The sequence below is a fragment of the Aeromonas sp. DNP9 genome, assembly GCF_001728955.1.
Taxonomy (GTDB): Bacteria; Pseudomonadota; Gammaproteobacteria; order Enterobacterales; family Aeromonadaceae; genus Aeromonas; species Aeromonas veronii.
Genome location: NZ_LYSQ01000012.1, coordinates 1 through 19,522 on the forward strand (window position 1 = coordinate 1; position 19,522 = coordinate 19,522).

Annotated in this window: 19 protein-coding genes, 1 rRNA gene and 1 riboswitch; of the genes, 9 read left to right on the forward strand and 11 right to left on the reverse strand. The window is 60.1% G+C overall.

From position 1 onward, the window contains the following. Positions 1-141, reverse strand: a 16S ribosomal RNA gene (locus A9G06_RS09580); the annotation flags it as partial. Between the two features lie 620 nt (positions 142-761). Here A9G06_RS09580 and A9G06_RS09590 point away from each other — a divergent pair. After that, positions 762-1,253, forward strand: coding sequence for an RNA-binding protein (locus tag A9G06_RS09590; protein ID WP_069555079.1), 492 nt, complete (start codon positions 762-764; stop codon positions 1,251-1,253). Between the two features lie 7 nt (positions 1,254-1,260). Here A9G06_RS09590 and murI read toward each other — a convergent pair whose 3' ends face one another. The 3 genes from murI to A9G06_RS09605 form a co-directional block, all read right to left on the reverse strand. Then, positions 1,261-2,064 carry a glutamate racemase gene (murI, locus tag A9G06_RS09595; RefSeq protein ID WP_069555080.1) on the reverse strand — a complete coding sequence of 268 codons (804 nt, stop codon included), beginning with the start codon at positions 2,062-2,064 and terminating at the stop codon, positions 1,261-1,263. Between the two features lie 111 nt (positions 2,065-2,175). Beyond that, on the reverse strand, positions 2,176-3,999 hold the full coding sequence (locus tag A9G06_RS09600) for a TonB-dependent receptor (RefSeq protein WP_069555081.1): 1,824 nt from the start codon (positions 3,997-3,999) through the stop codon (positions 2,176-2,178). A 51-nt stretch (positions 4,000-4,050) separates the two neighbouring features. Continuing rightward, positions 4,051-4,229: riboswitch (cobalamin riboswitch) on the reverse strand. A 35-nt stretch (positions 4,230-4,264) separates the two neighbouring features. Continuing rightward, positions 4,265-5,167: a LysR family transcriptional regulator gene (locus tag A9G06_RS09605; RefSeq protein ID WP_069555082.1), complete on the reverse strand. Its 903-nt coding sequence runs from the start codon at positions 5,165-5,167 to the stop codon at positions 4,265-4,267. 109 nt (positions 5,168-5,276) lie between these two features. Between A9G06_RS09605 and A9G06_RS09610 the strand changes: the two genes are divergently transcribed. From A9G06_RS09610 to A9G06_RS09625, 4 genes are all read left to right on the forward strand, one after another. After that, the gene (locus A9G06_RS09610; RefSeq protein WP_005342109.1) at positions 5,277-6,203 is read left to right on the forward strand and encodes a sodium-dependent bicarbonate transport family permease; all 927 of its coding nucleotides are present in this window, start codon (positions 5,277-5,279) and stop codon (positions 6,201-6,203) included. Positions 6,204-6,207: 4 nt separating this feature from the next. Further along, on the forward strand, positions 6,208-6,510 hold the full coding sequence (locus A9G06_RS09615; RefSeq protein WP_069555083.1) for a transcriptional regulator: 303 nt from the start codon (positions 6,208-6,210) through the stop codon (positions 6,508-6,510). A gap of 63 nt (positions 6,511-6,573) precedes the next feature. Further along, positions 6,574-7,083: a 5-(carboxyamino)imidazole ribonucleotide mutase gene (purE, locus tag A9G06_RS09620; RefSeq protein ID WP_069555084.1), complete on the forward strand. Its 510-nt coding sequence runs from the start codon at positions 6,574-6,576 to the stop codon at positions 7,081-7,083. Beyond that, complete coding sequence (locus A9G06_RS09625; RefSeq protein ID WP_069555085.1) at positions 7,080-8,204, forward strand: 5-(carboxyamino)imidazole ribonucleotide synthase; 1,125 nt, start codon at positions 7,080-7,082, stop codon at positions 8,202-8,204. The genes purE and A9G06_RS09625 overlap by 4 nt, the downstream gene beginning before the upstream one ends. Positions 8,205-8,277: 73 nt before the next feature. Here the strand turns inward: A9G06_RS09625 and A9G06_RS09630 are convergent, their stop codons facing one another. From A9G06_RS09630 to fabV, 6 genes are all read right to left on the reverse strand, one after another. After that, on the reverse strand, positions 8,278-9,468 hold the full coding sequence (locus A9G06_RS09630; protein WP_040069602.1) for an MFS transporter: 1,191 nt from the start codon (positions 9,466-9,468) through the stop codon (positions 8,278-8,280). Positions 9,469-9,577: 109 nt separating this feature from the next. Next, on the reverse strand, positions 9,578-10,321 hold the full coding sequence (locus A9G06_RS09635) for a LytTR family DNA-binding domain-containing protein (protein ID WP_069555086.1): 744 nt from the start codon (positions 10,319-10,321) through the stop codon (positions 9,578-9,580). A gap of 129 nt (positions 10,322-10,450) precedes the next feature. Next, positions 10,451-12,124 carry a sensor histidine kinase gene (locus A9G06_RS09640; protein WP_069555087.1) on the reverse strand — a complete coding sequence of 558 codons (1,674 nt, stop codon included), beginning with the start codon at positions 12,122-12,124 and terminating at the stop codon, positions 10,451-10,453. 81 nt (positions 12,125-12,205) lie between these two features. After that, positions 12,206-13,390 carry an NAD(P)/FAD-dependent oxidoreductase gene (locus A9G06_RS09645; protein WP_083243762.1) on the reverse strand — a complete coding sequence of 395 codons (1,185 nt, stop codon included), beginning with the start codon at positions 13,388-13,390 and terminating at the stop codon, positions 12,206-12,208. A 149-nt stretch (positions 13,391-13,539) separates the two neighbouring features. Then, entirely contained in the window at positions 13,540-14,064 is a 525-nt protein-coding gene (gene ftnA, locus A9G06_RS09650) for a non-heme ferritin (protein WP_005339225.1), read from the reverse strand. Positions 14,065-14,156: 92 nt separating this feature from the next. Then, entirely contained in the window at positions 14,157-15,344 is a 1,188-nt protein-coding gene (gene fabV, locus A9G06_RS09655; RefSeq protein ID WP_069555089.1) for an enoyl-ACP reductase FabV, read from the reverse strand. Positions 15,345-15,756: 412 nt separating this feature from the next. On the opposite strand from fabV, the gene A9G06_RS09660 reads away from it, so the two are divergent. Together A9G06_RS09660 and trpS are read left to right on the forward strand one after the other, a co-directional pair. Then, a complete protein-coding gene (locus tag A9G06_RS09660) occupies positions 15,757-16,194 on the forward strand; it encodes a universal stress protein (protein ID WP_005339229.1) in 438 nt (145 codons plus the stop codon). Between the two features lie 192 nt (positions 16,195-16,386). Then, positions 16,387-17,400, forward strand: coding sequence for a tryptophan--tRNA ligase (trpS, locus tag A9G06_RS09665; protein ID WP_069555090.1), 1,014 nt, complete (start codon positions 16,387-16,389; stop codon positions 17,398-17,400). Here the strand turns inward: trpS and A9G06_RS09670 are convergent. After that, complete coding sequence (locus tag A9G06_RS09670; RefSeq protein ID WP_069555091.1) at positions 17,379-18,338, reverse strand: LysR family transcriptional regulator; 960 nt, start codon at positions 18,336-18,338, stop codon at positions 17,379-17,381. The genes trpS and A9G06_RS09670 overlap by 22 nt on opposite strands. Before the next feature lie 91 nt (positions 18,339-18,429). On the opposite strand from A9G06_RS09670, the gene A9G06_RS09675 reads away from it, so the two are divergent. Together A9G06_RS09675 and A9G06_RS21925 are read left to right on the forward strand one after the other, a co-directional pair. Next, on the forward strand, positions 18,430-19,329 hold the full coding sequence (locus A9G06_RS09675) for an EamA family transporter (protein ID WP_005357113.1): 900 nt from the start codon (positions 18,430-18,432) through the stop codon (positions 19,327-19,329). Beyond that, positions 19,314-19,475, forward strand: coding sequence for a hypothetical protein (locus tag A9G06_RS21925; protein ID WP_005339236.1), 162 nt, complete (start codon positions 19,314-19,316; stop codon positions 19,473-19,475). The genes A9G06_RS09675 and A9G06_RS21925 overlap by 16 nt, the downstream gene beginning before the upstream one ends. Positions 19,476-19,522 lie beyond the last annotated feature (47 nt).

Here is a 19,522-nt window from a genome sequence, read left to right on the forward strand (position 1 = left end):
TTGGGCAGATCCCCAGGCATTACTCACCCGTCCGCCGCTCGCCGGCAAAAGTAGCAAGCTACTTTCCCGCTGCCGCTCGACTTGCATGTGTTAGGCCTGCCGCCAGCGTTCAATCTGAGCCATGATCAAACTCTTCAATTTAAGTTTGGTTGCCACTCTTTGTTACCAAGGAGTTGGCGGCTCAATGAATTGCTGAATTAACTGCTGCAACTAAAAGTTGCTTTGGTCACTTCATCAGACATTGAAAATCAAAAATTGTTTTTGATGCTCGATGCTGTGAGTGCCCACACAGATTGCTTGATTCAAATTGTTAAAGAGCGTCACGCTTATCGCGTTGAGGAGGCGCATATTACGCTTCTCACTTCGAAAGTCAAGCGATTGTTTTCGCTTTTCTTTGCGGCGCCGGATTCGCTAGGAAGCGGGCTCATCAGGTTGGCGTGTTCCGCCGTGCTGGTAGGGGCGCATTATAGGGAGCCGCGCCGCGATGACAATAGTTTTTTTGAAGAAAATCACGAAAATTTCAAATTATTCAATTAGAAACAGCTTATTCAGTGTATATATACAAGGTTATCCACAATCCAGCTGTTTCACTCCCCTTTTAGCGTCATTTATATCGCCGCCAGAGCCTTTGGGAGTGCCATACTGGAGCCGATAACCTCTTCCGAGTGGACCATGGTAGCGCCAATCAGGAAAGCTGGTTACCATGGAGGTGAATACAGTGTTGCACCTTTTTTGCTTTCATTTACAAAAGGTCTTTTAAGATGAATTTATCCAAGTTTCCCGTCTATATGCAGGCCGCAATCCTTGCTCTGGTATTGGCAGTGGTTGGCTACCTGGTTGCCCAGGCCCTGCAATTCTCTTTGAAAGCGGAAGTCATTTTTGCAGCAGGTCTGGCGATTGGCGGTTTTGTGGTACCGCTGCTCCTGAAAAGAACCCCGGCTAATGCAGCCGAAGCGATCGCCAATCAGGAGACTTGCACCTTATATGTAGGCAACCTGCCATATCGCGCCAATGAGATCGCAGTGCGCGAATTGTTTGCCGAACAGGGCCAGGTAATTTCCGTGCGGTTGATGAAGGACAAGGCAACCGGCAAGCGCAGAGGTTTCGGTTTCGTGGAGATGCCCGCCGCCGATGCCGCCAAGGCGATTGCCGCGTTGAATGATAAAGAGTACCAGCAGCGCACCCTCAAGGTGCGTGAAGCGAATGACAAACGTGATAAAGAGGAAAGAGAAGGTAGCGAAACTGACGCCTAACCGCTCGTCAGTACTTCACCTCTTCCAGTGATGACAGCCCCCATGCTTGCAAGGGGGCTGTCGGTTTTTGAGCCTCCCCATCCAGCCGGGTACAGTAAGCCCTGGCAATTACCTCTTCTATATGTACAGGCTGCACGGTGGCATGCCCGCCATTACTCAGCAACCAGGCCACCCGTTTGGCAACTGCACTGCCTGAGTCGATCAGCTGACATTGCGGCATCAGCTGCCCAATCTCTTCATTGAGTAGCGGGAAGTGGGTACAACCGAGCACCAGCGTATCCGGCTGCTCTTCCCCCTCCAGCCAGTCAGCCAGCACTTCACGCAGCAGCGCCATATTGACCGGTAGGCCCGCCAGCTTGTGCTCTGCTTCTATTACCAGCTCGGTGGTGCCCTTGAGCAACACCCGCTTGCCGGGAGCAAACTGGGCGATCAGTTCGTGGGTATAGTCGCGGCTGACGGTACCCGGTGTGGCCAGCAGACCGATACAACCGTTGCGAGTCTGCGCAGCTGCGGGCTTGATGGCTGGCACCACCCCCACCACGGGAATATCCAGAGCCTCGCGCAGGGCCGGCAGCGCTATGGTGCTGGCCGTGTTGCAGGCAATCACCACAAGATCGATCTGATGACGGGCCACCATGGTAGTAACCAAGCGGGAACAGGCTGCGATGAGAGCGGGCTCACTCAATTCACCATAGGGGAAGTTGGCATTGTCGAAGCAGTAGAAATAGTTGTGTACCGGCAGAACGCGACGGATCTCGCGGTAGATGGTCAGGCCACCCATACCGGAGTCAAACACGAGAATATTGGCCACTTGACCTCCCCCTTTGGTGCAAGGCGGCGATCATACTCCCGCCTGCCGCCAATAGAAAAGGCCCTGCCAATGGCAGGGCCTCGGTTTTTCAAAGATGAACCGAATAAAGCATCAGAAGCGATAATCGGCAGTCACTTTGAACTCGGTACCCGGTGAGGCATAACCATAGGCAGGGGCGTAATCACGATCGAACAAGTTATCTATACGCCCCCCCAAGGTAAATTGCTGGGTCACCTCGTAACTGGCGGCCAGGTTTAACAACGTATACGCACCGAGCTCTACCCGTTGGTTTGTCGCCCAGTTATTGTCATAGCGCTTACCGACATAGAGCAGCTCAGTCGTCAGTGTTGTGGCATCGAATCGGGTTTCTGCGATCCAACTACCCTTATGCTTGGCTCTGCGCAGCAACTGCAAATCCTGATTACCCTTGTCTTTAGCTCTGGTGTAGTCGTAACTCAAACGATGATGCACGGGCCCGGTATCGATACCGATTTCCGTTTCCACCCCTTTGATATCCGCCGTGGTATTTTTGGGATTGCATGTGTAGCTCATGCTGGTCAGGCAATAAATCAGATTATCGATGCGGTTGCGATACAGATTTACAGACCAGTCCCAGGCCGAATAGCGGCCTGACAGACCCAGCTCCAGGTTTTTGCTCTCTTCCGGCTTGAGTGTCGGATTCTCAGACCCTGGATAATAGAGCTGGTTGAAGGTGGGCGCTTTGAAGCCAGTACCGTAGCTCAGCCGGACATTATGGTTTTCATCGATATCCAGCCCGCTGGCCGCAGACCAGGTGTTGTGACGGCCATATTGCTGGTTGTCATCGGTACGACCTGACAGCTCCCACAGCAGCGCCTGCCAACGGTAGCTCCCCACGGCAAACAGACCGGTATTGTCGCGATCAGGTGCGCTGAAGGTTTTGCCATAGCTGCGGGAGTCTGATTTCATCTCCTCACGCTGCCAATCTGCGCCACCGGTCAGATTCATCCCTTCGATGCCGCTCCAACTGTTAATCCAGGAGAAGCGGGTTAAACCTGTATGAATAGGCTCACCGCTAGCCTCTCCTTTAGCCTCCTGCCAAGTCTTCAGCTTGTTCTCACCGTAACTGGCTTCAAGTCGACTGATCAGATCCTTACCCTGGAACTTGAGACCACCATCATATTGGAAAGCCTGTACCCGACTCTGGTCCGTGCTGCCATCTGTGTCGGTGAGATTGTCATAGCCCTGAGCATTGAAGTCCGCACTCCAAGCATCATTAAAAGCGTGGTTCAAACCAATTTGGCCATTACGGCTAGCAAAACCATCCCGATCCGGCTGTTTGGTATTGGCTACGACATCAAAACCATCGGTACGCTCGTAGCCGATCAGCATGTTCATATCGGTTTTTTGACCCAATGACTGAACCGTTTTGAGCTCGCCCTGACCATAGCCATGGCTCCCAGCACCGCCCTTCAGATGTGTCTCGCTGCCATTCTTGGCGGATGTTTTGGTGATGAGGTTGATCACCCCGCCGATGGCATCGGAGCCATACACAGCCGCGCGTGGGCCGCGGATATACTCGATGCGCTCGATATTGCCGAGCGGGATTTGGCTGAGATCAGGCGTGCCCGCCACCATGGCGGCAATCGGACGACCATTCATCAAAACCAGCGAGTGGTTGGAGTTGGTTCCACGGATAAACAGGCTGCTGATGTGACCCCGGCCTCCCAGTGTCGCCATCTGTACACCGGGCAGGGTCTTCAGCAGATCGGGCAAACTCTGAACCTGACGAGATTCGATCTCTGCGCGATCGATCACCACAACGGGCGCCAGCACCGAGCTGACCGGTTGTTCCACGCGGTTGGCCGTAATGACCAGAGTTGGATTGATGGGGATGGTGGTTTGGGCAAACGCCGCCGTCGGCAACAGGGCAGCCGCCAAAAATTTCTTCGACATGAGAGATCCTTAAGTTCGCGTAAGTATCTACTTCGTGGCCGGTTTCTCTCGGCCCGAAATACGAACTCTGGCAGGTCTTCGGGCTCGGGGGCTGATAGCCTACGGCGACGGCTTCCCGCCTGACGGCAGTGCCCTGATGTCGCTTCGTTCCCCCTTACCGCTGCGCGCCAGCTCCGGATTCTCACCGGATTCCCTATTAAGCATGATGCGCCAAAGCGGGAGGATTATAGGCAGAGCAAAGCTGGATGTATAGCCATCCAGATTTCTATTTATTGCCAGCCAGCACCGCCAGCCGCTGTTGGGCCCCCTCCATCACCGCCTGCACCCCGGGATGAGAGAGATGGCGCCCTGCCGAGACCAGATAGTAAGAGAGGGTAACGTCGGCCAGAGTCGCAATCCGCTCCACTCCGTAGAGGCGGCCAATCTCGTCGGCCATCGCCAGCGGCGCTGGGAAGATCCCCATCCCTGCCTTGCCGAACGACTTCATCAGGGTGGAGTCATCAAACTGCCCCACCAGATGGGGATGAATGCCCTGCTGACGATACCACTCCAGCAGCCGATCGTGGGTGGCCGACTTCTCTCCGGGGATCAGCAACGGCAACCCCTCCAGCGAGGCGGGAAAGCCGTCCCGCGCCCGCGCCGCCAGCTCCGGGCTGGCAAACAGCGCCAGCGGGCTACGCCCCAGCTCGTGGTTATAGCCACGCACGCCGCTGTCGGGAGGGAGCGGGCGATCAATCAGCACCATATCCAGCTTGTGACGGGCCAGCTCGCTGAACAACTGCTCGGCCCGCTCCTCGTGACACACCAGCCGCAGCGGCGTCGCCAGCGCCATGGCGGGAGCCAGCAGCTCAAACGCCAGGGTGCGAGGGACCGAGTCGGCGATCCCCACCTGCATGGTCAACTCCTCACTGGCGTGGCGTAGGGTATGCTCCAGCTCGGCGCCGAGCGAGAAAATCGCCCCCGCCTGCTCCTGCGCCTGCCGTCCGGCGGCGGTCAGCACCAGACGCCGACCCACCCGGTTGAACAGCGCCACACCTAGGGACTGTTCCAGATCTGCAACCTGACCGCTGATGGTCTGCGGCGTGAGATGCAGCTGTTCGGCGGCCTGCGTCACGCTGCCGCTGCGTGCCACATGCCAGAAGTAGTAGAGCTGTTTGTAGTTGAGCATGTCGTTCCCTATCAGTTTTTATCGAACAACTATCAGCGAGAATCTGATTTTATCGAAACATTGCGGGCTCTAGCATGCAACCATTATCTGAACTGCCCTGCGAACCATCATGCTGGACGTTGTTGTACTCTTCTTTCTGTTTGGTCTGCTGGCCGGTCTGGTGCGCTCCGAGCTCAAGCTGCCGCCCGCCCTCTACGACACCCTCTCTCTCTTTCTGCTACTGGCCATCGGCCTCAAGGGCGGCGTCGGTCTGGCCCAGCAATCCCTGCAACCCCTGCTGCCGCAACTTGCGCTGGTGATCCTGCTCGGCGTGGTGCAGACCCTGCTCGGCTTTGCCGTGCTGCGCCTCAAGATGAACCGGGTGGATGCCGCCGCCACTGCCGCCCACTACGGCTCGGTCAGCGTCGCCACCTTCGCGGTCGGAGTGAACTGGCTCACCGAACGGGGCATCAGCTTTGAATCCCAGCTATCCATCTTTCTCGCGGTGATGGAGATCCCCGCCATTCTGGTGGGCATAGTGCTGGCCCGCGGCATCAGTCGCGAGACCCGCTGGCGCATGCTGGCGCACGAGACCTTCCTCGGCAAAGGGGTAACCCTGCTGCTGGGCGGCATGGCCATCGGCTATCTGGCCGGGCCGGATGGAATTGCTCCGCTCAAACCGCTGTTTGTCGACCTGTTCAAGGGGGCGCTGGCGCTGTTCCTGCTGGAGATGGGCCTCATCGTCGCCCGCCAGTGTCAGGATCTGCGCCGCCATGGCCTGTTCCTGCTCGGCTTCGCCCTGTTGATGCCGCTCGCCTCGGCGGGACTGGGACTGGCTGCTGGCCAGCTGATGGGGCTCTCCCTCGGCGGCCTGACCCTGCTGGCCACCCTGGCGGCAAGCGCCTCCTATATTGCCGTGCCGGCCACCATGCGCATCGCCGTGCCTCAGGCCAACCCGGGGCTCTCTCTCAGCGCCGTGCTGGGGGTCACCTTCCCGTTCAACATCATGCTGGGGATCCCGCTCTACCACAGCTGGGCCCGCCACTTCACGGAGTAGCCACATGCAGACCGAGACCCGCACCCTGCTGACCATCATCACGGAAGCCAATCTGGAGCCGACCCTGCTGCGCACTCTCACCCGCGAGGGGCTGCGCGGCTACACCATCACAGATGCCCGCGGCAGGGGGGATCATGGCGAGCGCAACGCCAGCTGGAGCGAGAGCGGCAACATCAGGCTGGAGGCGATCTGCAACCGGGAGCAGGCGGAGCGGCTGCTGGCCCACCTGCAGAGTCGTTACTACCCCGATTACGCCATGATCGCCTTTCTGCAACCGGTCGAAATCGTGCGACCCGAGAAATTCTGAGCCGGCTTGCCGGCTCTTTTTGTTTACCAAAAGCAAACGTTTAACAACAAGGATTCAGAGAAAATGAACACCCCTCCCCTGATCGGCCTGGTAATGGGCTCCGACTCCGACTGGCCCGTGCTGCAGGCTGCCGCCCGCATCCTCAAGGAGCACGGCGTACCCTACGAGGCGCAGGTGGTCTCGGCCCATCGCACCCCGGATCTGCTGTTCGAGTATGCCGCCACTGCCCGCGAGCGCGGCCTGCGCGCCATCATCGCCGGAGCCGGTGGCGCCGCTCACCTGCCGGGTATGGTCGCCGCCAAGACCACATTGCCGGTGCTGGGGGTGCCCATCCCCTCCCGCCATCTCAAGGGAATGGACTCCCTGCTCTCCATCGTGCAGATGCCCAAAGGGGTACCGGTCGCAACCTTCGCCATCGGCGAGGCGGGGGCTGCCAACGCAGCCCTGTTTGCGGTCTCTCTGCTCTCGGTCGCCCGGGATGACGACGCCCCCCGCTACCGGCAGCAGCTCGACGACTTCCGCACCCACGAGCGAGATCGGGTGCTGGCGCTGCAACTGGAGGAGCCGACATGATCCTGCCTCCCGCCACCCTCGGTATGCTCGGTGGCGGTCAGCTTGGCCGCTACTTTGTGATGGCCGCCCACCGCCTTGGCTACAAGGTGGTGGTGCTGGATCCCGACCCGGCCAGCATCGCCGGTGCCGCCGCCGATCACCATATTGTCGCCCCCTATGACGACCAGACCGCCCTGCACCAACTGGCACTCCGCTGCGATGCCATTACCTGCGAGTTCGAGAACGTGCCCGCCGCCCCCCTCGCCCTGCTCGAACAACAAAAGCCGGTACGCCCGGGCGCCAGCGCGGTGCGCATCTGTCAGGATCGCCGTGAAGAGAAAGCCTTTCTGCGCGGAGCTGACATCACGGTCGCCCCCTATCTGGCGCTACTGCCGGAAGAGCCCATCCCCGCACAGGCCAGCGAACTCTTGCCCGCCATTCTCAAGACGGCCCGCGAAGGGTACGACGGCAAGGGACAGTGGCAGGTGAGTAATCTGGATGAGCTGGCGAGCGCGCTGGCAGCCAGTGGCGTGCCCTGCGTGCTGGAACAACGGCTGGCACTGGAGGGGGAATTTGCCCTGACCCTGGCCCGCAGTCCGAGCGGCGCCATCAGCGCCCTGCCGCTGGTGCAGAACTGGCACTGCGGCGGCATCCTCGATCAGACTCGCTCCCCGGCCAATGTGCCGGTGCTGGAGAGCGAAGCCAAAGGAATCGCTGAGCGGCTGATCGCTGCCCTCGATTACGTCGGGGTGCTGACGGTGGAGTTCTTTCTGGTGGAAGGCCGCCTGCTGGTCAACGAGCTGGCGCCCCGCCCCCACAACTCGGGTCACCCCAGCCTCGACAACGCCGCATGCAGCCAGTTCGAGTTGCAGGTGCGGGCCCTGTGCGATCTGCCGCTGCCAGAGCAGATCGCCGTGCGCCCCGCCCTGTTAATCAACCTGCTGGGGGATCTCTGGCAAAACGGCACGCCAGACTGGGCTGCCCTGCTGACGCTGCCCGGCCTGCATCTGCACCTCTACGGCAAGGGCGAACCCCGCCCCGGCCGCAAGATGGGCCACATCACGGTAACCGGTGACGACTGGTCAACGGTGGAGGAAACCTGCTGCAAAGCCCGCCAGCTGCTGGGACTGGCGCCACGCTGATCGAGCATCGGAAATGCAAAGACCCGGGCATGGCCCGGGTCTCTGTTTTTGCTTGCGGTGGCAGGGAGGCTTGTCAGGCCCGCTCGACCGCTACCGGTGCCGGCAGGCGAATGGTGAGGGAGAGCACCAGCGCCACCACCAGCAACACCAGGATCAGGTGGAAGGTCGCCATAAAGCCGCCAAACAGAGAGGCCACGATGGAGCCGATGATGCTGCCCAGACCAAAGCCCAGATAGATGACGCCGTAGTTCTTGGTCAGGTTGTTGAGACCGAAGAAGTCGCTCACCAGCGAGGGGTAGACGGTGATGGTACCACCGAAGCTGAACGCCACACAGGCCACCGCCACGAAGAACAGATTGGCATTGAGCGGCACGAACAGCAGCAGCGCCATGCCCGCCAGGGTAATCAGCTGGGCAATGGTGATAACCCGGATGCGGGACATCTTGTCGGAGAGGATCCCCAGCACCAGACGGCCACCCAGGTTGGCCATGGCGATGATGGCGACGGCATTGGCAGCCACCACTGCTGGCAGACCCACCATCTTCTCGCCGATATCCTTGGCCACGCCGATGACATAGAGGCCGCTCATGCAGGCGGTGAGGAACATCAGCGCCAGCATCCAGTACTGCGGCTTGCGCATCGCCTCGGCCAGAGTGAAGTCACGGCTCTCGCTCTGCTGCACGGAGGCGGCCTGCTTGGGCGCATCCTTCATCAGCATGCCGCCCACCAGCACCATGGACATGGCGATCAGCCCCCACAGCTGGAAGGTGGTCTCAAGGCCGGAGCTGGAGAGCAGCAGCAGGTTGATGTATTTGAAACCGAGACTGCCGAGACCATAGGCCCCGATGGAGCAGGCGGAGATGAGCCCCTTGCGCTCCGGGAACCACTTCACGCAGTTGGAGAGGGTCATCAGGTAGCCGGTACCGTCGGCAAAACCGACCAGAATGCCCGCGCAGAGGTAGAGCATCGCCAGATTGCTGGCATGGGCGGTGAGGAAGAAACCGATGCCGAGCAGCACGCCAGCGCCCAGGGTCACGTTGCGCACCCCGAACCGCTCCTGCAGCTTACCCGCCATGGAGGAGGCGACAGCCAGCGAGAGGCTGAGCAGGCCGAAGGCGAAAGCGACCTGACTCACCGGCTCGTCCAGCTTGTCGGAGAGCTGGGCGTTGAACAGGCTCCAAGTATAGACAGAACCCAGTGCAAACTGGGTGATGATGGTACCGATCAGTGTCAGGTACCGGGTGCGGTTCATCTCTTTGGTCATGATGCGTCTCGGTCGATGGCCTTAAGGAAATTGAGGCCACTATAGGCAAGGCGCAGCTCGCGCCGATCGATTAAGGCATGAAATGCAGATCGGCGGGAATGAATGACAATCAGAGCCGCATCAGCTGACGGAACGCCTTGATGTTGCTGCGACTGACCGGCACCTCGAACGGCAGATCATGGAGCCGGATGAGATAGGTGCTGTTGAACCAGGGGACGATTTCGCGGATCTTGTTGATGTTGACGCAGTAGGAGCGGTGACAGCGGAAGAACCCCTCGGCTGGCAGCCGGCTGACAAACTCGCTGATGGTCATGGTCATCACGTAGCGATCGTCGCGGGTGTAGACATAGGTGAGCTTCTCGTCGGCTTCCGCGTAGTAGATCTGCTCGCAGGGGGTGACGATGATGCGCTCCCCCTTCACCAGATTGACGGTGCGATTGTGGGGGCTGCTCCCCTCGCCGCTCGCCTCCCCTGTGGTGGCTGGCTGCGACTTGCCCGCATGCTCGAGCTTTTGCAGCAGATTGATGATGCGGGGCTCGTTGTAGGGCTTGAGGATGTAGTCGAACGCCTCCAGCTCGAATGCCTCCACCGCGAACTCCTTGTAGGCGGTGACGAAGACGATGTGGGGCGGATGGCTCGACTTGTGCAGGTTCTTGGCCAGCAGCAGGCCATCGATGGAGGGGATCTGGATATCCAGGAACACCACATCCACCTCGTGATCCTGAAGATATTTGAACGCCTCCAGCCCATCCTCGAAGCTCGCCACTATCTCGATGGTGCTGTGCTGGTTCACCAGATAGGCCAGCTCCTCGCGAGCCAGATATTCATCTTCCACTATGATCGCTTTCAGCATGAGATTGCCCCCTGAAGGAGCACAGTTGAGGCAAGCTCCTCCCGTATCAAACATTCGTCTTCCACAATGATCGCTTTCAGCATGACAACACCTCTCGCGGCACACACTTATCCTCAACCATGATGGCACTCAGCATGGCATCGACTCCTGATCCGGCAGATAGAAACTCACTTCGGTACCCGGTTCCAGCCGTTTGAGGTGCAGGCCATCGCCATAGAGCAGCTTGACCCGCTGATGTACGTTCATCAGGCCGATGCTGCGGCTCTCCACCCGCCCGGCAGCCACCCCGTCGATCACCTCCTGACTGATGCCGTAACCGGTATCGCGCACCGATACCCGGATGCCGCCCGCCAACTGTTTCACCTCGATGGTGACCCGGCCCGGCGCGCTGCGTGGCTGGATGCCGTGCAGGATGGCGTTTTCCACCAGCGGCTGCAACAGCAGGCTCGGCACCTGAATGTGCACGTCGTCCACCTCGAACACCACCTCCAGCTTGTCGCCGAAGCGGGCCTGCTCGATGGCCACGTAGTCGCGCACCTGCTGCAGCTCCTCCTGAATGTCGATGAGTTCATCCCCCTTGTTGAGGTTGTAGCGCAGGTAATCCGCCAGATTGGCGATGAGCTGGCGCGCCTGCTGGGGCCGGATGCGGATCAGCGACGAGATGGCGTTGAGGGCATTGAACAGGAAGTGCGGGTTGATCTTGCTCTGCAGGGCGGTGAACTCCGCCTTGCGGGTCATCTCTTTCAACTGCTCGATGCGTGACACCTCCATCTGGGTGGAGATGAGCTGGGAGAGGCCGACCGCCATCTCCCGCAGCGAACTGGTGATGCTGTGGGTGCGGCGGTAGTAGATCTTGAGGGTGCCGCTGACGGCGCCGTTCTCCCGCAGCGGAATAATGATGACCGAGTGGAAGTCCGCCAGATGGTACTGGCGCAGATCGTTGTTGATGATGATCTGGTCGAGCAGCACCGCCTGCTGGGTCATGCCGCTGATGGCGTGGTGCTCCTCCAGCTCGTAGTAATCCTTGCCCACCCCGACATAGGCCAGCACGTCATGGGTATCTGTGATGGCCACCGCATCGGCGCTGATGTCGCGCCGAATCACATCGCACACCTGACTGAGGGAGTGGCGATCGATGTTCTGGAAGAAAGGCAGCGTCTTGTTGGCGATATCGAGCGCCAGCTTGGCCTGCTTGGCAGCAATCAGCTCCTTCTCGTCATCCAGATCCTGCACCAGCTTGATGATGAGGCCGATGCAGAGCGCCCCTGCGATCATCGGATAGGCGATATGGTTGACGATCTCCACCCCGACTTCGTGGGGCTCGGTCAGCAGCCAGATCAGCAGCATGGTCAGCCCTTCGCACAGCATCCCCGCCAGAATGCCGTAGAGCCAGAGCCGCGACTTGCGGCAGCGCAGGTGCAGCCAGGTGGCGAGCAGGCCGGCAATAATGCTGGCGATAAGGCAAGGGATGGAAGTGTGACCATCCATGTCGATGAGATAGCGGTGCAGACCGGAGATGACCCCGGCCGGAATGCCGACCCAGGGGCCGAACAGGATGCCGCCGGAGATGATGGCAATGATCCGCACGTTGATCAGCGCCCCCTCAACCGGAATACCGGTGTAGGTGCTGAACACCGCAAACAGACAGAAGATGGCGGCCACCAGCACCAGCTCGGCCGGGGTGTGATCCCGCTTCTGGAACAGCCGCTGGAACGGCCGGGTGCGGGTCAGGAAGAAGAGGGTCATCAGCATCAGCGCCGCCCGTTCGAACACCGCCAACAACATCATCTGATTCTCAAGCATCTGCGCCCCCTTGCGGCAACCCGACCGATCACCATAACCCTGACCAATAAATCGGGGCCGGATAAACCAGCCCCTGTGACATCAACAGTACTGACCGGCCACCCAGCCGGAGGACCAGGCCCACTGGAAGTTGTAGCCACCCAGCCAGCCGGTCACATCCACCACTTCGCCGATGAAGTAGAGGCCCGGTACCTTGCGCGCTTCCATGGTCTTGGAGGAGAGCTCGTTGGTATCGACGCCGCCCAGGGTCACTTCGGCGGTGCGATACCCCTCAGTGCCGTTGGGCAGGATCTGCCAGTCTCCCAGCAGGGTGGCGATGGCCTCCAGCTCCCGCTCGTTGTACTGGCGCATCGGCTTGCTGTCGAGCTGGCCCATCTCCACCAGCTTGTCGACGAAGCGCTTGGGCAGCTCGCGTCCCAGCACGGTTTTCAGCTCCTGGGCCGGATGGGCCTGCGCCCACTCACGCAGGGCGGCCGGAATATCCCGCTCCGGCAGCAGGTTGATATGGATCTTCTCGCCGGCATGCCAGTAGGAGGAGATCTGCAGGATGACGGGGCCGGAGAGGCCGCGATGGGTGAACAGCATCGCCTCCTTGAAGCGAGTCCCATCCTCGGCGGTCACCGCCACCGGCAGGCTGATGCCCGCCAGATCGGCGAACGCCTCTTTCTCCGCCTGATGGAGGGTAAAGGGCACCAGACCGGCGCGGGTCGGAATGACCTTGAGGCCAAACTGCTCCGCCAGCTTGAAGCCATAAGGGGTCGCCCCCAGCTTGGGCATGGAGAGGCCGCCGGTGGCGATGACCAGCGAATGACAGCCGATCTCCCCCTTGCTGGTCGTCAGCACGAAGCCCTCGTCCTGCTTGCTGACGGTGAGGATCTCGGTCTGGAACTGCAGGGTCACCCCGGCCCAGTCGCACTCGGTGAGCAGCGCATCGACGATCTCCTTGGCGCTCTCGAGACAGAACAGCTGCCCCAAAGTGCGCTCGTGATAGTTGACCCCGTGGCGATCCACCAGATCGATGAAATCCTGCTGGGTGTAGCGAGCCAGCGCCGACTTGCTGAAGTGGGGATTCTCCGACAGGTAGGCGTGAGCGCCAGCCTGATGGTTGGTGAAGTTGCAGCGACCGCCGCCACTGATGAGGATCTTGCGGCCCGGCTTCTTGGCGTTGTCGAGCACCAGCACGGAGCGGCCACGGTAGCCCGCCTGCGCCGCACACATCAATCCGGCCGCACCGGCCCCGATCACCACCACATCGACCTGCTTCATCATCACTCACTTATCAAAATAGAAACGGCACCTGGCCAGAACCGAGATTGCCTCTGGCTGACATCACAACGGTGACTGCACACCAGAATAAACAACGGCCCTTAAAAGGGCCGTTATTGTACTGGCTGAACACTAAGTGTCCACGACTATCAGGCGTTGCTGTCCATGATGCTGGCAGGAGCGCCCTTGGCCAGTTCGGCCAGCTCCTTGTCGATGAAGTAGAGGCCTTTGCCATCTTCACCCACCAGACCGAGACGGTCGACGATGCTCTTGAACAGCTTCTCCTCTTCATGCTGCTCGGCCACATACCACTGCAGGAAGTTGAAGGTGGAGTAGTCCTGGGTGGTGAAGGCCACGTGGGCCAAGCCATTGATGCATTTGGTGATGTGATACTCGTGCTCCAGGGTGGTACGGAACACGTCGCCCAGCGACTTGAACTCGTGGGGAGGGGCATCGATGGCACCCAGCTTGGGCATGGCGCCGGTCTCGCTCACATAGGTGAACAGACGCTCCATGTGCTGGCGCTCCTCGACGGCGTGCTGGCGCAGGAAGGTCGCCGCCCCTTCAAAGCCCTTGTCTTCGCACCAGGCGCTCATCTGCAGATAGAGATTGGAGGAGTAGAACTCCAGGTTAATCTGCTCGTTCAACTTCTCGATCATGGCTTGGGCCAGCATCTTGTTTCTCCTCAGTGATTTGGTATCGATTGTCGCCACACTCCCGCCGCGAATCAACCCGCCAACGAGAGGGAGATCCCGTTTCTTTCAGCTCAGGGGGTCAGCTCCCCAAGGGAGGCGACATCCACCGGCGCAGCATAATCGACGCCCGGCAGCTCGAAGCCGTTGAGTTGCATGAAGTCCTGCCGCAGCCCTGCAAAGTCCCCCAGCGCGTGGAAATTGTCCGGCGTCACCTTGGGCCAAAGCGCCGAAACGGCAGCCTGAATGGCCGGGTCGAGCTCGTGGTCATCCATCCGGATCAGCCGGTTACCATCGGCCACCACCCCATTGGGCCCGTACATCTTGGCGGCGAACAGTCGCTGCATCTGCTCGATGCAACCCTCATGGACGCCGCGCTCCTTCATTACCCCCATCAGCAGGCCCAGATAAACCGGCAGCACAGGAATATAGGCGCTCGCCTTGGTTACCAGCGCCTTGCAGACCGACACCCAGGCGTGGCCGCCAATCTCGGCCAGTTGCAGGTTGATGGTCTCGGCGGTGGCATGCAGATGCTCCTTGGCATAACCGATGGTGCCATCCCGATAGAGGGGATAGGTGGATTCGGGGCCGATATAGGAGTAGGCCACGGTTTGCGCGCCGGGAGCGAGACAACCGGCCTGCTGCAACGCCTGCATCCAGAGCTGCCAATCCTCGCCACCCATCACGGTGACGGTATCGCGGATCTCCTCCGGCGTGGCAGGCGCAAGCGACTGCTGCACCAGCGTATCGCGCTCCAGATCCAGCCCCCAACCGCTGAACGGCTGGCCGGTGGTCTTGAGCACCGAACGCACTTGCGTACCGTCGGGCAGCACCCGGATGCCGCTCGCCAGCGAATAGATCACCAGATCCACCTGCCCCAGCTGCTGGCGGATGGTGTCGATGGCCTGCTGGCGCATGCCGTCGGAAAAGGCATCACCAATCAGGTTGATGGCGATACGCCCCTCTTGCTCCGCCTCCTTGCGAAACCAGATGTTGTTGTACCAGCCGGCGCTACCCAATCCTTTGTCGGAGGGGCCACGCTCGAAGGAAATGCCGATAGTGTCGGCACCGGCACCGAAGGCGAGCGCAATGCGCGACGCCAGTCCGAACCCGGAGGAGGCCCCCAGCACCAGCACCCGCTTGGGCCCATTGAACGGGCCCGCGGCCTTGATGCGTTCGATCTGCTGCTGCACGGCGGCGCGACAGCCGATGGGGTGACAGTTGCGGGCAACACAACCTTGAATCTGGGGATGAATGATCATGGGAAGGCCTCCAAAGAAACTGGCTACAGCATAACCAAATCGCAGGAGATTAACTTGATGCCGGATCGCTATCAGTCAGAAAACGGCAAGAAAAGCAGCAGGAAATGAGGCAGAAAAACAAAAGGGAGCACGTGGCTCCCCAAAGCGGTATTCAGATGCTTTTTGTTGTTTTGTGTTCATTGCGAAGCACGGGCCCATCCTATGCCTCCCCCCCCTGATCGGCAAGCCGAGGGGTGTGACCGGCGTCAAACTCTTGTTTAATTTATAGGCGAACAGTGGTTAATAACTGAGTGGCTGACCCTGTATCACACGTCATTAAACTCATTTAAATCCCAAAACTGTGCCTGAGGCACCATTTTAGTTTCAGCAGAGATTGGTATAGTGGGCTGAAGGATCGGTAAGGAGAACCCCCATGAGTGGAACAACCTATTACAAGCATATTCTGGCCGCGATCGACCTCTCTGAAGACAACCGCAAGGTGATCGACAAGGCGGTGGACAGAGCCCGCTCCAACGGCGCCAAGCTGTCGGTTATCCATGTCGATGTGGACCTCAAGGATCTCTACACCGAGATGATCGATATCGACATCGACAACGTGCAGGATCAGGTGATCGCCGAAGCGAAAGAGAAGCTGGAGGCATTTCTGGCCTCGGTGGACTACCCCATCGAGAAGAAGCTGGTGATCTGCGGCGATCTGAGCGAGCGGGTCAATCAGGCGGTCAAGGAGTACGAGATCGACCTGCTGGTGTGCGGCCATCGCCAGAGCTTCTGGAGCCTGCTCACCTCCAGCGCCCGTCAGCTGATGAATACGGTGCCCTGCGATCTGCTGGTCGTCCCCTTGCAGAAGTAATGAAACCGGCGTAGTTTGATTTGCCATGAATATGACCTCATTCAATCACAACTACTGGTGGTGCTGCTCCTAAACAGGCGGCACCGCGTTTCTATTGTAAATTTCCCAAAGAAAACACCGTGACCGCCGAGAGGCGGTCAACTGTTTTTATCCCTTTGTCGCCTCCCGGCTCACCCAACTGGAGAGAGTGACATGCACAACCCCGTAATCCTGACTGGCGATCGTCCCACCGGCAAACTGCACATCGGCCACTATGTCGGCTCCCTGCGCCAGCGCGTCGAAGCCCAGCACCACTACCGTCAATTCGTGATGATCGCCGACCTGCAGGCGCTGACCGACAACGGCCACAACCCGGCCAAGGTGACCGACAACGTGCTGGAGGTGATGGCCGACTATCTGGCGGTCGGCCTAGACCCGGCCAAGACCACCTTCTGTTTGCAGAGCGCCCTGCCCGCCCTCGCCGAGCTCACATGCTACTACCTCAATCTGGTCAGCGTCGCCCGGCTGGAGCGCAACCCCACCGTCAAGGCAGAGATCCAGCAAAAAGGGTTCGAACGCACGCTGCCGGCCGGTTTTCTGGTCTATCCGGTCAGTCAGGCCGCCGACATCACCGCCTTTCGCGCCAGCCATGTGCCGGTCGGGGAGGATCAACTGCCGATGCTGGAGCAGACCAACGAGATCGTCCGCCGCTTCAACTCTCTGGTAGGCAAAGAGGTGCTGACCGAATGCCAGCCGATCCTGAGCGACACCGGCCGCCTGCCCGGCATCGACGGCAAGGCCAAGATGTCCAAATCCCTCGGCAACACCATAGAGCTCGGCATGTCGGCGGAAGAGGTCAAGCAGGCGGTGTTCGCCATGTATACCGACCCCAACCACCTCAAGGTGAGCGATCCGGGCCAGGTGGAGGGAAATACGGTGTTCGCCTATCTCGATGCCTTCCACCCCGACAAGGAGCTGGTCGCCGAGATGAAGGCTCACTACCGGCGCGGCGGACTGGGGGATATGCGCTGCAAGCAGGTGCTGAACGACTGCCTGCAGACCCTGCTCGCGCCGATGCGGCAGCGCCGTGCTGCGGCCATCGCCGACAAGAGGATGCTGCTGGAACTGCTCTATCAAGGCACCGAGCAGGCCCGCATCATCACCGATGAGGTGTTGGCGGAGGTGAAAAGCGCCATGGGGCTCGACTACTTCGCCAACATCCGCTGAGCGGGCGTACCGAGCGCATCGGCGCCGTAGAGGTCGAACACCAGCTGGTGCAGCAGGCTCTTGAACCAGCCGATCGCCTCGTCGTGGGCGGTGAGCGGGTGCCCTGCCATCAGGTAGACGATCGGGATGGCGGGGTCGAGCTGGTGCATCCGCAGCGGGTAGTAGCGGCAGAAGTGGCGCCCGATCATCTCGGGCACCACCACCAGATAGCGGCCGGTCGCCATCAGCGGCGGCACCGCCATAAAGCTCGGCAACCGCACGCCCAGCTCCCGCTCCACCCCGAAGCGGGCCAGCCAGAGCTCCACCATCGCCTGACTGTGACCCCAGCTGGAGGTGTGGATGTGGGGACGGCTCACCAGCTCGACCGGTGTCAGCACATCGGGCAATTCGCTGCCGAGCGGCGACAGGCAGACCAGCGGGTTGTTGAACCACTCCTCCCGCCATAAGCGGGGTGAGAGATGATTCGCCCCGGCGAAACCGATCACCAGATCCAGCTCACCCTTTTCCAACTCCCGCTCGTAGTTGCTATCGGCCAGCTCGCACACCTCAAGCCGACAGTGAGGGGCCTGCCGATGGAGCCGCTCCACCAGCACCGGCACCAGCCCGTGCTCCACCGAGCCCGGGGTGGCGATGCGGAAAATCCGCCGCGCAGTGGCTGGATCAAACCCCTTGGCCTGCCGCAATCCCTGCTCCAGCATCGCCAGCGCCTGGCGCACCGGCCCTGCCAGCGCCTTGGCCCGCTCGGTCGGCATCATCTCGCGCCGACTCATCACGAACAGCGGGTCATCCAGCGCCACCCGCAGCCGCCCCAAGGCGTGACTGACGGTGGATTGGGAGAGATGCAGCCGTTCGGCGGCACGGGTGACGTTGCGCTCCTGCATCAGCATGTCGAATACGGCGAGCAGGTTGAGGTCGAGACGGGCGAGCGAGCTATCCATCGATATTAGCCATAGTTAAATGCCAACAATTCATTTTTACCATAGTAACAGATTGCCTAGAATGCGCTGGCTTAATACATCGGAGATTCAAATGCGTAGCTATCTGTTATTGCTGGCCATTGGCCTGCTGTGGGGTTCCCAATTCATTTTCATGCACCAGGCCGTTGCCGAGTTGCCACCCATTCTGGTGGCTGCCGGTCGTGCCCTGTGCGGCAGCCTGACCCTGGGTCTGCTCTGCCTGTTCATGCGGCTCAAGAGTGAGCACACCCCGTGGCGCACCTATATGCTGATCGCCCTGCTGGATGCCACCATCCCCTTCATCATGGTCGCCTGGGGCCAACAGTATGTGGATAGCGCCATCGCCGCCGTGGTCATGGGTTGTATCCCGTTTGTGACCATTCTGGCTGCACCGCTGTTTATTTCTGGTGAAAGAATCACCAAAACCGGCCTGCTTTCCGTGATCATCGGCTTTGCCGGTGTGCTCACCCTGTTCTGGCCGAAACTCTCCCAGGGCATGAACGCCGGTCTGCTCGGTGCCATGGCCATCCTGCTGGGTGCCAGCTGCTTCGCCATCGGCCTGCTGATGATCAAGCGCTTCGCCAAGGACCATCCGGTCGTGGTCGCCCGCAATATCCTGATCTCCTCGGCAATCCAGTTGCTGCTGGTCGCCCCCTTCATGGTTGACCTCGGCAGCCTGACCCTGCCGAGCACCCAGGCTCTGAGCGCGATCACCGTGCTGGGTACCCTCTGTACCGGTCTGGTCTATTTCCTCTACATGGCGCTGATCCAGAAGGCCGGCCCGACGTTCGCCTCCTTCAGCAACTATTTGGTGCCGTTGTTCGGCGTGATGCTGGGTGCCCTGTTCCTTGGCGAGCAGATCCACCCCACCACAGGTGTTGCTCTGGCCCTGATCCTCGGCTCGGTCGCCATGAACCAGTGGGCGCAACAGCGTCGCATGCAGCGCGAGGTCTCCCTATGTCAGGCATCCTGACCACACTGTGCGGTGGTCTGGTACTGATTGCCGGCTGGCAATATCGCCAGCGGCTGGCCGGGATCCTGGGCCTGCTGATGGTACTGCTGCCCTGGTTCTTCGATAGCAAGCTGCAAGCCATGCTGAGCTATGCCCTGAATGCCTGAAGTCCATCTCTGAATGTGTGACGAGAGTCTATCTCTCCTGTTTTTGG

Excerpts from the sequence above, each read along its gene's own strand:
- A9G06_RS09590 (WP_069555079.1), top strand. The coding sequence starts at position 762 with ATGAATTTATCCAAGTTTCCCGTCTATATGCAGGCCGCAATCCTTGCT.
- A9G06_RS09600 (WP_069555081.1), bottom strand. The coding sequence starts at position 3,999 with ATGTCGAAGAAATTTTTGGCGGCTGCCCTGTTGCCGACGGCGGCGTTT.
- A9G06_RS09605 (WP_069555082.1), bottom strand. The coding sequence starts at position 5,167 with ATGCTCAACTACAAACAGCTCTACTACTTCTGGCATGTGGCACGCAGC.
- A9G06_RS09610 (WP_005342109.1), top strand. The coding sequence starts at position 5,277 with ATGCTGGACGTTGTTGTACTCTTCTTTCTGTTTGGTCTGCTGGCCGGT.
- A9G06_RS09615 (WP_069555083.1), top strand. The coding sequence starts at position 6,208 with ATGCAGACCGAGACCCGCACCCTGCTGACCATCATCACGGAAGCCAAT.
- purE (WP_069555084.1), top strand. The coding sequence starts at position 6,574 with ATGAACACCCCTCCCCTGATCGGCCTGGTAATGGGCTCCGACTCCGAC.
- A9G06_RS09625 (WP_069555085.1), top strand. The coding sequence starts at position 7,080 with ATGATCCTGCCTCCCGCCACCCTCGGTATGCTCGGTGGCGGTCAGCTT.
- A9G06_RS09630 (WP_040069602.1), bottom strand. The coding sequence starts at position 9,468 with ATGACCAAAGAGATGAACCGCACCCGGTACCTGACACTGATCGGTACC.
- A9G06_RS09635 (WP_069555086.1), bottom strand. The coding sequence starts at position 10,321 with ATGCTGAAAGCGATCATAGTGGAAGATGAATATCTGGCTCGCGAGGAG.
- A9G06_RS09640 (WP_069555087.1), bottom strand. The coding sequence starts at position 12,124 with ATGCTTGAGAATCAGATGATGTTGTTGGCGGTGTTCGAACGGGCGGCG.
- A9G06_RS09645 (WP_083243762.1), bottom strand. The coding sequence starts at position 13,390 with ATGAAGCAGGTCGATGTGGTGGTGATCGGGGCCGGTGCGGCCGGATTG.
- ftnA (WP_005339225.1), bottom strand. The coding sequence starts at position 14,064 with ATGCTGGCCCAAGCCATGATCGAGAAGTTGAACGAGCAGATTAACCTG.
- fabV (WP_069555089.1), bottom strand. The coding sequence starts at position 15,344 with ATGATCATTCATCCCCAGATTCAAGGTTGTGTTGCCCGCAACTGTCAC.
- A9G06_RS09660 (WP_005339229.1), top strand. The coding sequence starts at position 15,757 with ATGAGTGGAACAACCTATTACAAGCATATTCTGGCCGCGATCGACCTC.
- trpS (WP_069555090.1), top strand. The coding sequence starts at position 16,387 with ATGCACAACCCCGTAATCCTGACTGGCGATCGTCCCACCGGCAAACTG.
- A9G06_RS09670 (WP_069555091.1), bottom strand. The coding sequence starts at position 18,338 with ATGGATAGCTCGCTCGCCCGTCTCGACCTCAACCTGCTCGCCGTATTC.
- A9G06_RS09675 (WP_005357113.1), top strand. The coding sequence starts at position 18,430 with ATGCGTAGCTATCTGTTATTGCTGGCCATTGGCCTGCTGTGGGGTTCC.
- A9G06_RS21925 (WP_005339236.1), top strand. The coding sequence starts at position 19,314 with ATGTCAGGCATCCTGACCACACTGTGCGGTGGTCTGGTACTGATTGCC.